Source organism: Alphaproteobacteria bacterium (assembly GCA_023898725.1).
In the GTDB taxonomy this organism is placed as follows: Bacteria; Pseudomonadota; Alphaproteobacteria; order JAUHZC01; family JAUHZC01.
Genome location: CP060236.1, coordinates 777,512 through 788,902 on the forward strand (window position 1 = coordinate 777,512; position 11,391 = coordinate 788,902).

The 11,391-nt window shown below is 45.0% G+C and carries 12 protein-coding genes; 6 read left to right on the top strand and 6 right to left on the bottom strand.

Annotated features, from left to right (window positions below; translation table 11 throughout):
* Nucleotides 1–28: 28 nt before the first annotated feature.
* The 3 genes from der to H6849_03610 are packed head-to-tail and all read right to left on the bottom strand — an operon-like array spanning nt 29 to nt 3,524.
* Nucleotides 29–1,486 (bottom strand): ribosome biogenesis GTPase Der, encoded by a 1,458-nt coding sequence (der, locus tag H6849_03600; protein ID USO01158.1) that lies wholly within the window; start codon nt 1,484–1,486, stop codon nt 29–31.
* 11 nt (nt 1,487–1,497) lie between these two features.
* On the bottom strand, nt 1,498–2,811 hold the full coding sequence (locus H6849_03605) for a PQQ-binding-like beta-propeller repeat protein (GenBank protein ID USO01159.1): 1,314 nt from the start codon (nt 2,809–2,811) through the stop codon (nt 1,498–1,500).
* Nucleotides 2,812–2,855: 44 nt separating this feature from the next.
* Entirely contained in the window at nt 2,856–3,524 is a 669-nt protein-coding gene (locus tag H6849_03610) for a tetratricopeptide repeat protein (GenBank protein ID USO01160.1), read from the bottom strand.
* Nucleotides 3,525–3,771: 247 nt separating this feature from the next.
* Here H6849_03610 and H6849_03615 point away from each other — a divergent pair, with 247 nt between their 5' ends.
* From H6849_03615 to ubiG, 5 genes are all read left to right on the top strand, one after another.
* The gene (locus tag H6849_03615) at nt 3,772–5,064 is read left to right on the top strand and encodes an MFS transporter (protein USO01161.1); all 1,293 of its coding nucleotides are present in this window, start codon (nt 3,772–3,774) and stop codon (nt 5,062–5,064) included.
* 106 nt (nt 5,065–5,170) lie between these two features.
* On the top strand, nt 5,171–6,364 hold the full coding sequence (locus H6849_03620) for an aminotransferase class I/II-fold pyridoxal phosphate-dependent enzyme (GenBank protein USO01162.1): 1,194 nt from the start codon (nt 5,171–5,173) through the stop codon (nt 6,362–6,364).
* Nucleotides 6,361–7,023: a hypothetical protein gene (locus tag H6849_03625; GenBank protein ID USO01163.1), complete on the top strand. Its 663-nt coding sequence runs from the start codon at nt 6,361–6,363 to the stop codon at nt 7,021–7,023. Before H6849_03620 ends, H6849_03625 begins: the two co-directional genes overlap by 4 nt.
* Nucleotides 7,024–7,025: 2 nt before the next feature.
* On the top strand, nt 7,026–7,949 hold the full coding sequence (locus tag H6849_03630; protein USO01164.1) for a hypothetical protein: 924 nt from the start codon (nt 7,026–7,028) through the stop codon (nt 7,947–7,949).
* Nucleotides 7,946–8,653 (top strand): bifunctional 2-polyprenyl-6-hydroxyphenol methylase/3-demethylubiquinol 3-O-methyltransferase UbiG, encoded by a 708-nt coding sequence (ubiG, locus tag H6849_03635; protein USO01165.1) that lies wholly within the window; start codon nt 7,946–7,948, stop codon nt 8,651–8,653. The genes H6849_03630 and ubiG overlap by 4 nt, the downstream gene beginning before the upstream one ends.
* 22 nt (nt 8,654–8,675) lie before the next feature.
* Here the strand turns inward: ubiG and grxC are convergent, their stop codons facing one another.
* Nucleotides 8,676–8,930: a glutaredoxin 3 gene (gene grxC / locus H6849_03640; GenBank protein ID USO01166.1), complete on the bottom strand. Its 255-nt coding sequence runs from the start codon at nt 8,928–8,930 to the stop codon at nt 8,676–8,678.
* A gap of 88 nt (nt 8,931–9,018) precedes the next feature.
* Nucleotides 9,019–9,624 (bottom strand): ComF family protein, encoded by a 606-nt coding sequence (locus H6849_03645; GenBank protein USO01167.1) that lies wholly within the window; start codon nt 9,622–9,624, stop codon nt 9,019–9,021.
* Nucleotides 9,625–9,832: 208 nt separating this feature from the next.
* Between H6849_03645 and H6849_03650 the strand changes: the two genes are divergently transcribed.
* Complete coding sequence (locus tag H6849_03650) at nt 9,833–10,135, top strand: hypothetical protein (GenBank protein USO01168.1); 303 nt, start codon at nt 9,833–9,835, stop codon at nt 10,133–10,135.
* Between the two features lie 15 nt (nt 10,136–10,150).
* Here the strand turns inward: H6849_03650 and H6849_03655 are convergent, their stop codons facing one another.
* The gene (locus tag H6849_03655) at nt 10,151–11,320 is read right to left on the bottom strand and encodes a patatin-like phospholipase family protein (GenBank protein USO01169.1); all 1,170 of its coding nucleotides are present in this window, start codon (nt 11,318–11,320) and stop codon (nt 10,151–10,153) included.
* Nucleotides 11,321–11,391: the final 71 nt, after the last annotated feature.

Below are 11,391 nucleotides of genomic sequence, written 5' to 3' on the forward strand. Positions count from 1 at the left end.
CAAGAGGGACAAGACACACGTTCGCTGATTACGTGGTGGCTTCATGGTAGGGGTTTTTCGCGCTTCGGGTCAGTAAACGTATGGGGGTGCCTGACAGGTCAAAAGTCTCACGCAGATGATTCACCAGGTAGCGCATATAACTTTTGGGAAGCTCAGCAGACTTGCTGGTGTAGAGAGTAAACGTAGGGGGACGCTTGTTGATTTGTGCAATGTATTTGATATTAAAGGGACGTCCTTTGACTAGGGGGGGGGGATTCTGGGTTGTTACATCCTTGAGCCAGCGGTTGAGCTTTCCCGTAGATAAACGGGTATTCCATTTACCTTCCATTACTAACAGTGTTTGCATTAACTTATCAAGACCGGCTGCTGTTTTTGCACACAACGTTACGCAGGGAATTCCCTTCACTTGGGGGAGAACATGTGAAATACGACGATGCAGATGTGTCAAAAGTGGTTGTTGTTCCTCAATTGGAACAAGATCCCATTTATTCAGGGCAAGAATCAGAGCCCGCCCTTCGTTTACCGCATGCTCTGCAAGAAGAAGCTCCTGCTTTTCCAAGGGTTGGGTTGCATCCAAAAGCAAAATTACAAGCTCGGCAAAGCGGATATTATGGAGACTTGACTGCACACTGAGACGTTCAATATCTGTATCAATGCGGCTTTTGCGGCGAATACCTGCAGTATCCACCAGTTGTATCTCTCGATTTTCATAAACCCACGATATCCGTACAGAATCCCGTGTGACACCTGGCTGATCTCCGGTTAAAACACGTTCCTTGCCTAAAAGAGCGTTCACAAGTGTTGACTTGCCTACATTTGGTCGTCCAATAATCGTAATGGAGAGAGGACGGGAAAGGTCTTTCTCGGCAGAGGCAGGATCAGACGAGGGGCTGTGGACCGTATCTTCGGCTAAAAACTCCTCTGTCTGTGAGGAACTTTCTTCAGACGGTCCCAGATTTTTTTTACGAAGATGGTGCGTGGCTTGTATAAGGATCTCATAAATGTCAGAAAAACCAATGCCATGCTCAGCAGCAATGGCGATTGGTTCTCCCCATCCGAGATGGAAAAATTCATTTGTCTGTTCCAAGCCTTTTTTGCTTTCACACTTATTGGCAAGCAGAAAAACCGGTGTCTTTCCCACAACTTTGCGTAACCATGCGGAAGCTTGCTGATCCAGGTTTTGAATTCCTTCGCGCCCATCAACAATAAAAAGAATAACATCAGCGTCAGTCGCAGCTTGAGAGAGCAACTTATGAATACCCTGTGCGAGTTCTGTTTTTGCTCCTACCTCGTAACCAGCGGCGTCCATAAGCAAAAAATCCACTCCACCCAAAGTAAATGGATGTTCGCGCACATCACGAGTAACGCCAGGTTCGTCATAGACAATTGCTTGAGCGTGGCCAATCAGTTTATTATAAAGTGTCGATTTTCCGACATTGGCCCTTCCAAAAAGAAGAACCTTAGGCTGTTTGTGTGTGAGATTCATAAGAGTAGGCCTCAATTAAAGGCAACAAGCCTTCCGTTATCACACAGCACATAAAGGGTATTGTTCACAATTTGTGGAATCATTTTTGATCCATGAGGAATTTTCACCGTTTTAGCGTGTGTACCATCTGAAACTTTAAGGCTTACAAGCTCCCCATGAGAGCTAACAACATAAAGGAATCCATCACCCAAAAGAGGTCCCGACCAAAAAATACGTTCTTCAGGTTTTTGCGGTACGTGCTTTACTAAATTATGTACCCAAATTACCTTTCCATCACTTTTGCGCAAGCAAGCCACTTGTGAGAGGTCATTAACAATAAAGATGTAAGCGCTCGTCATTGTTGGTGTGTGAATGACGGTAGTTTCGCGAAACCACTTGCGGACACCTGTGTTCACATCAATTGCTGCCAAAAGCCCGCTATGGCTTGACACAAGAGCTGTGTCACCATCAATAACAGGTTGTGCATGGACGTGTGCAATTGTTCCCAGTGAACTCAGATTTAATGAAGAAGCAATATTATCACTCCAGTGCAGTTTCCCACTGATGCGATCGAGGACAAAAATTTCCCCAGATGGATAGGGGACAAGAACACTATTTTTGTGAATGACCGGTGTTGCACCGCCAAGAAGTCCGGCACTCTCAGCAATGCCATCGTGTGACCATAAGAGCGCTCCTGTTTGTGCATCGAGCACGTCCATATGACTGTTAATCGAGATGGTGAAAACTTTTTTGTCATAGAAAAGCGGTGCAATCCGCAAGGGAGCATTCGCAGGAGTTGTCCAACGATGTTTTCCCGTTTTGAAGTCATAGGCACTCGTTTGTCCAAATCCCGATGTTACAAAAATCAACCCATCACCGTAACAAATGCCTCCCCCTAATGCCTCAGAAGACGAAGATCCAGAAGGGTTTGTGGGTACTGCCCACACACGTCGTTGTGTTGCAAGATCATAGGAGATTAAATTCCCTGAAGCATCCAAGACAATTATGCGGTCATCCACAAAGAGAGGTGTGGCCATCAGAGGTTGATTGCTGGTTGACCCCTGGCCAATAGAAAAGGCCCATTTAGTGGTCAGTTTGTTGCTGTATATAAAGGCATTCCGTGACCCATCTGTAGCACCATGGGGGCTTGCCCATGTGCGTTTGTTGTAAGTCTTTGGCATAGTAAACGTTGCAACATCACCGGGCACTTCTGGTGTTAGCGCTGTTTCGAGGAGAATAATGTTTTCGCGTTTTCCATCAATTACTACTTTTTCTTTACTGCAGCCCCCCCCCAGAGCAGCAAGAAGTAGCACGAAAGTCATTGTAAAAAGAAAGTGGAGTTTCATAAAGGGGTCCTGAGTATAATCACGTGAAGGCATTTTTTGAAGTGTTACTGCTCCAAAACCGATTCTTGTGAAGCAATCTGACGTTGGATAATATGCGCACGCTCACGACTCTGTCGGGGCGATGTAGCATCATTCTCTATTTGCTTAAGGAGCTCAGCCGCATGCGTTGTGTTTCCGCTACTCATGTCCTGGAGTGCGAGGGTTTCAAGGGCGTATGTCCTTAGAAATGAGTTTGCCCGGGCAATACGGTTGAGTGCCTCTGTCAACTTGACGTGGGTAAAGTTTTTATTCAGCATCCCCTGTGCGAGTGAAACAATTAAAAGATCCCGTAAGAAATCATCCATAGTCTTATCATTAAGAAGCGTGTCAATTTCTTGTGACAAAGTATCAGCCTTGATGTCAGGCTCTGTGAGGACAGTAACACCAAAAATTATTTTGGCCAGTGCCCCATATCCCTTAAGATCAAAAAGACTTTTTAGCGATTTTTGCCGTTCTTCTGGGGAAGCTGTTTGAAGGTCTTGAAGGACTCGCATATACTGTTTGCATGCCTCTGCGGCTGCAGTTTTTTGTGCATTCTTCCAGTAAGAGTAGCCACCCACAGCGGAAAATATCATCACAAAAACAAGCGCTATTTGTGTGGCGTACTTCTTGAGGAAATGGCGAATTGCCTCATGGCGGGCTTCTTCTTTGGCTTCTTGGATAATATCAACCATGGTCTAAATCTACATTGCTTAATATCCAGTACTCTAACCATGTTGCTGCATTTTTGCAAGAACCTATAATCCAGTTAAGAGAGAGTTTTTTTATAAGTATACCACCTTATAACGCATGTATTTTTTTGCGGAAAAACCACGCTCAAAACAGATTTATTACTGTCATTCAAAATGAATAAAAAATAAAAATACTTGATTTACACAAAATAATAAAATAAAAGATCCTTACACTAATTGTTTTTATACTATGACAAAAAATCATACATCTGCGATTCGCTTAGTTTTAGGAGTTTTTGGAGGAAATACCCTTGAATTTTTTGATGCGACGCTCATGGGGTTTTTGCTGCCTCATATTCACTATGTTTTTTTTCCAACAGACGGAGGTGGGGAAAGTTCTTTAAGTTATGTGTTATTTTCAGCGGCGTACATTAGCCGTCCTCTGGGTGCCTATTTTTGGGGATGGGTGGCGGATAAATATCATTTAAGCAGGGCGTTGCGGGGATCTGTCTTGATGATGGCAATGGCAACACTGGCTATTGGGCTAATCCCCAGCCATGAAAGTATAGGTATATTTTCTGCATTTTTATTGGGAGTATGTCGGTTTGTACAGGGGCTCTCCGTCGGAGGCGAGTATGGTACGGCCAGCACATATTTGTATGAAAAATACAAACATACTCACCTTAATACCCATATAAATTTTTTGAATGCAAGCAACTTTATGGGAGCTGTTCTTGCCTGTGTTGTCAGCTTTTTTATTGTTACGATGGCATCTTGGTATCCAGGTGGATGGCGCCTAGCCTTTGTTTTTTCAGGGCTTTTGGGGTTTTCTTTTTTCATTTTAAGGCAGCAAGTGGACGTCGCTCGTCCTACAATGCGTAACCGCCATCAAGATATAGACATTCTTTCATCTGGGGTTCTTTTTCGCAAATTTTTGCGCTGTGCCTGTATTGGAGGTCTTTCCGCTGCACCATATATGCTGTTCAATATCTACCTTACCAATGAACTGATTGCCTGTTTCGGTATAGAAACGAATGTAAAAATTCTTATTAATATGCTGATATGTGTGGGTTATATGGTCCTTTATCCACTTTTTGGTATATTGGCAGATGCAAGAGGTCATCTGTTTAACATGCGCGTCGGAAGTATTTTTTTGTGTATCTGTGGTGGTGTTGGGGTAAGTATTTTTCCAGATGCTCCGTTAAGAACCGTTGTTGGCTTGCAGCTTGCTGTGAATCTGTGTGCTATTTTGTATTCTTCCGGAATCAACACCTATGTTATGGATGATTTCCCCGAAAAATACAGATGCCGAGGAGTGACAACAAGTTTAACACTGGGAGCTGCCCTGATGGGGAGTGCCATGATTCCAATCGTGAATAGTTTTCGCGAAACAGGGGTGCATCTTCAAATGATGTGTAGTTACCTTGTTTTTATGTCCCTGATTGTCCTATGGATTATTGGCGTTCCCAGAAGGGGTGAATCCTCTGTGAGGAAAGAAGGGTCTTTGTATACAAAAAATGTACACATACAAAAAGCGTCGTGAAGAAACCTCTTCACAGTTTTGAAGATCTTTCGCGTAGGATTTACTCTCAATATCCATTATACTTAGGCTAACAGATAAAAATACAGAAAAAGGTTATGGCTGGCCAATGATAGCTCTTACCAATTTTGTTCGGCGTATTGAGGGGTCCCGTACGTTGAAACTCAATGCAGCGGCTCAAGAATACGCACAAAAACACTCAGACTTTATTGCCCTTACAGTGGGTGAGCCAGACTTTACCCCTCCTGAATGCGTACTTACTGCCGTGCGCAAGGGTATGCTTGATGGCGTCTGTCGCTATACAGCTGTATCAGGGCGACCTTCCTTGCTGCATGAAATACGTAACTACTTTAGGGATATGCGGGGGATTACACTGACAGATGATACTGCTGTGATCGCTACAAATGGGAGCATACAAGGTATTTTTAATACCCTCATGGCTACGTTATTGCCCGAAGATGAGGTTTTGCTTCCACAGCCCTATTGGCCAACTTATGAGACGATGGTGCGGCTTCTGGGTGGCACTGTTGTGGGGATTGCTCTTGAGTACATCAATGATTACAAGGTGACCCCCGAAAGTTTAGCGCGCCACATCACTCCTCGAACAAAGTGGCTTCTTTTGAATAATCCTCATAATCCTACGGGCGCTGTCTATACATATGACGAACAACAAGCCCTTGGGGATGTTCTGCGCCGCCATCCCCATGTGAATATTATATGCGATGAAATTTATGCTCTGCTTGTTCATGACGGTCTTCCTTGTCCTAGTTTTGCCCATGTGAATGCAGATTTGGCTGACCGTGTTGTTGTGGTTGACGGTGTTTCCAAGTGTGGGGCGTTGTCAGGGTGGCGTCTAGGATTTGCTGCTGGTCCTCGCCATCTGATAGAAGCACTGGGTAAAATTCAGTCTCAACAGACATCAAATCCAAGTGTGATTTCACAAGTAGCAGCAGAAGCGCTCCTGAGGAATGGTTTTGATTTTCTCAAACCTTTTTGCGCAGAGTTGAAGGTACGGGCTGCATTTGTCCGGACGTTGTTTGCAGAACATGGTATTGTCACATCCAACCCACAGGGTGCATACTATATTCTTGCAGACATCCGTCCTTTTTTACAAAAGGCAACGGGTGAGATTGATGACGAATCCTTTGTTCACACATTAATTGCGCAAGAGCATTTGTGTGTGACGCCCGGTAGCTATTTTGCCGCCCCTGGTTATGTGCGTATTTGTTTGACAAATACAGTTGACGTCCTGGCTGAAGCCGTGAAAAGATTGCTTCATTGTTTAACGCGTCTTGTCGCATGATATACTTTTTCTTGAGTACCGTTAGCTTGTTACAAGTATCTGTGATTGATGAAGGTGTACCGCGTGATGATGGGCGCCCTGTTGTTGAGCGCCGGATCCCTCTTGCTGTGCCTGATAGACCTGTTGATAATGATCTTAATCGTGCACAGCTCGCCTCTCGCAAGGATCGCAAAAGAGAAGCCCGGAGAGATGGTGGCATTTTCATAACACGTGAACAGCCCTCTTCACGTGGAGAAGCCCCAAGAAGCGGTGGTGGTCTGGCAAGAAAAAACGCCCTATGGCGCTCATTGCCATCATCACATATGCGTCCTCCGTCTGCCATTTCTTTTCGTGACGGCCTTACTGTTGTGGAGGGTGATATCGATACCACCGTTTTGGCCTCTCATTCACAACGCGGAAAAAGAGGGCGCAGGCGCAAAATTCCGAATCCAATACGCATTTTCCATAGTAGCTTGTTTGCATCTGGTGCTGGGGGAAATATGGGAAAAGCTCTCATCCCCAGAGGAACTTCTGTTGGGCAACTGCGCAAAAAACCAACGTCTGGCCAGATTATTCCTGTGGTAGGGGGGGCAGGGGCAGATTATGCTATAGGGCATGATCTAAAACAGAGATTGCAGAAAAAAGAACGCACCCGGCAGAAGAAATCCAAGAAGAAATAATCATGTACTCCCAAACTGTAACCATACTGCCTTATCGCATGTGTATTGATATCAAAGGCACCCAGTGGCGCTCTTTTTTGCAGGGGTTATTAACGTGTGACCTGGCCGCCGTTTTGGCGGGAGATCTTGTTTATGGTTATTTGCTCACACCGCGCAGTAAAGTGATAGCAGATATTTTTGTTTACACCCATTCGTTTGGTGTGCCGATAGGAGCGCCAGACGTTGGTGGCGTGACTCTGTCGTGTGATGCCCGTGTTGGTTCTCGTGTGTTACAGTTACTGATGATGTACAAGCTGCGGTGTGATGTGACAATTGCTGAAAATGCGGATTTGGTAGAATGTATTACGTACACCCCCTTTGCGTCTTTTTTGGGGGGAGGGGACCCTCGTGTGCCACAACGGGGGGATAGTCCCCCCGCGTTAGGTTATCGCTATCTTATTACTTCTTTCGAACAAGAATCATTGAAAGAAAAACGCGCCCAGGATTCCGTGATGTATAACCAGTGGCGTCAAAAGCGCCTTCTTATGGGTGTTTTAGAGGGCGTTCGTGAGTATGGCGAAGACCAACTGTTTCCCATGGAAACCAATGGTGCCTTCATCAATGCCCTTTCTTGGAATAAGGGCTGCTATGTTGGTCAAGAGCTTATAACACGCACGCAACACGCTGGTGAAGTTCGCAAGTACGTCTTCGCAGGAGTACCCGCGCAAGGATCATCAGTAGATGAGAGTCCTCAAGAAGTCTACTATAAAGGTGTGCGTGTTGGTAAGCTCCTTTTTTGTTACAATCACGTATGTGCATTGATGCTTAGATATCGGGATTTTCCGGTGGTGGATGGTGTTTTGGTAACGCTGAAAGATGGAACAGAAGTGAGTGTGCGTATCCCGCCATTTTTGGCATCTGTCGTTAAAGAAAAGAGTGCCTCATGACAACGTCCTCCATTGACTTAGATGAAGTTGAAAAATTTGAACGAATGGCTAAGGGGTGGTGGTCAGAAAGAGGAGAGCATGGATTGTTGCATGATTTGCTTCCCTTGCGTATGCAGTACATCATGCGTGTGGCGACTCGTGCTGGTTTCGGCACACTCAAAGGCATGCGAATTCTTGATGTTGGGTGTGGGGGAGGTGTTTTGTGCGAGGCACTAACCCGCTGCGGTGCGTTGGTGGTGGGTGTTGATGCATCGCCAACCAGTATCGCAATTGCCCGAGAGCATGCCGAAAAAAATACCCTCGCAATAACCTATGTGGAGGGTGAGGTTGCTGATATACAAGGGGAGTTCGATTTGGTGATTGCCTTTGAAGTCATTGAGCATGTGACAGACCCATCGGAATTTCTGCGGGCGATACAGGCACGCATTGCTTCTGGGGGAGTTGCTGTTTTATCGACAATAAACCGCACGAAGCTTTCACGGTGGATGGTCATTGGGCTAGCTGAAAATATTCTTAAGCTTCTTCCGGAAGGAACACATGACTGGAATAAGTTTATCACCCCTGCTGAGATTGCACGCTATGTTCGCGCATGTTCGGGAATCTTATGTGATGTGCAGGGATATATGTTCAATCCCTGTACGCGTCAAGGGTGTTTCATTGGCTTAACGCAAGTGAATTATTTCGCGAGCTTTGTGTGTACGTAAAAGAGCATTTTTGGGATCGGACCTAAGCCAAAAGCTTCATCAGTCTGCCATTGGCATGTAGTGCGTATAACTCATCACATCCTCCGATGTGCTTGTCACCAATAAAAATTTGTGGAACAGTTGTGCTCCCATTAGATTTCTGGAGCATCTCATCCCGTTTTTCTTCATGAAGATCAATCCGCACCTCATTATAGGCGATACCAATTTTGTCAAATAGTGCCTTAGCCCGCACACAATAGGGACAAACGGATTTGGAGTAAATGGTAACGTGGGACATTGGAAAACCTTTTGTTGTGGTGAGTAGTGGGCGATCAAAAAAGCGTTCTGTAAAACAATGAGAAAAGAGAAACCCGATTGCAATGGCACTAAAAAGAATAAGAATTCGGATCTTTTTTTGTGGCCAGTGCAAAAACGCAGGCTTTAACATTTGCAACTCCCCCATCTGTCAGCAGGACTTTTGCACATTCTACAAGTGTTGCGCCTGAAGTGCAAACATCATCGAGAAGAATAATATCTTTTCTCATAAGATGAGAGTGGGCATTGGGCCTTAGGCCTATAGCATTATGGATATTTTGGTAGCGCTTTAAGAAAGTTTTCTTTTTTTGTTGGGGTGTATTACGGCGCCGTACCAGCGCGTCAACGACTGTTCCTTGATGAAATCTCTGAGCCATCTCTTTGGCTAACTCCATGGACTGGTTATAGCCCCGGGATACAAGGCGTAGAGGGTGTGCTGGTACCGGACAAAAGATAACACTGCCAGGTGTGTCTATGAGTGGATACATGAGTTCTGTCATAAATTTTGCGACATGGGGATTTTTTCGATACTTCAAAAGCATAATAAAATCACGAATAAGGCCACGGTAAGAAAAATTTGCGGTGACGATAAGTTTTTTATCTTTCCCTGGAGATAAAGCAATATCAAGAATTTTTTGGGATATTTCTTTCCGACTGGAAATTTTTTTACGACACATAGTGCAAATAGAGAACTGTATGGTTGTTGGTTCATTGCAAATGAAACACCTAAAAAATATCATAATACTTTACTGTCAAAAATACTGTTTAAAAATTAAAAACTTTACAAATCTTTTGTTAAAATTCTTTACAATCATCTGTCTCATGCTATATTCCCATATAATAAAAAAAATTTGCCAATAATAACGTTTAAAGAGGTATTGTATCATGAGTAACGATCGCATTGAGCGGAATGTCACTTTTTTGACTCCAAAAGAACAAAGTGAGATCTTGTGGGCCTTCATTATTGACTTTCGCACCCTAACACAATCATTAACCGGGGGATCCTCCCCTAGTGCTGCACAGATTGACGAACTATCATCGTTGTGCCGTGCTGTGCGCAACATCAGTCACTTGGCAAAAGAAAAATTTGATAAAAAAATATACCGCTCATTTGTGCGTCTTGAGAGTCTCATCGCTGAATTCCTACAAGCGCACAGGTCCCCACAACGTTTGGCGGCGGTTGGTTAATCTCTTTTGTCTGTGTTATTCCATGTGTGGGGCTGTGTGTGCTCTGTTGTAAAAAGGTCTAAGCACGTTCATAAAGCTCTCGATAGTGGTGCGTACTTCGGGATTGTGTCCGGGATCTCCAAGACGTGCTATCGCCGCAATGACATGAGGATCAGTGGATGCCATATCAGTTAAAGAACCTGTGATGGTGCTTTGTGACCGAAAGTAATGCTGATGACCGGGATAACCTGCAGAGGGTGTTGGAAGCAATCGATGCATTTCATCATCCACGTGGCGTGAGCTTCCACTCATGGTTGCATTTATGATTGCTCGTGCAGCACGAATAAGCCCCTCGGCGTGCAGAGCTTTGGTATTACCGTGAGGAGCTTTTTCTCCGGTGCCAAGGGACAGCACGTACTTTTCTGATCCTGGGTATAGTTCTTCTGCCATTCGAAAAGCTTCAGCTGTGGGGTTATTCATGCAAAGCCCTCCGTCAACACATAATGTTTCCAAACCTTCCCCATTAATGGCCGCGTGTGCGGGGAAGTATGTGGGTGCTGAGGCGCTTGCTTTCACAGCGTCAAAAACAAAATAATCCTCTGAGAGATGTTGTTGTGCACGGTCGCTTCGAAAGTACTTTTCTCTTCCGGTATCGAGACTGAAAGCAGGTATAAGAATGTTTGTCATGGCTTCGCTTATCCAATGATCTTTAAAGTACTCTCGCAAAACATGGGATAGGCCGGTGCTTGGGAAACGCGGGCCACGCAAGCCACCAAGCGTACGGATGCGATACCCTAAAGGAGCGTGAAAAATTTTCTTTGCGTTGTGTGAGGTATAAAGAGCACGCAAGCGTTCGGCAGTGAATGCGGGTATATGTGGTGTACTTCCAGGAAGACTTAAGGCGGCGACAATACCAGCTCCTGTAGATGTTCCTGCCATGATATCAAAAATACGACACAGGTGAAGGCCAAACTCTGATAATGTTTCGCGCTCAAGTGCAGCAAGTATTTCTGCCTCACGGCGTCCGCGAATTCCGCCTCCATCTAATGAGAGTATAAATATGGGACGCTCAATTGGGCGACCAAAGCTGTATGGGGCTAGCTGGACGCTAAAGTCCAGATCATCCATAGGAATGGTAGGCATGGGAACAGTGTTCGCGGGTGTAGGTATAACAGAAGGGGGTTCTGGGGCGTTTATGGCAGTCATAGGAACGACAAAGTTCACTCTTCGACTTTCTATGGATTCGGGAGAAGATAAATCTGAGGCAGATATTTGTC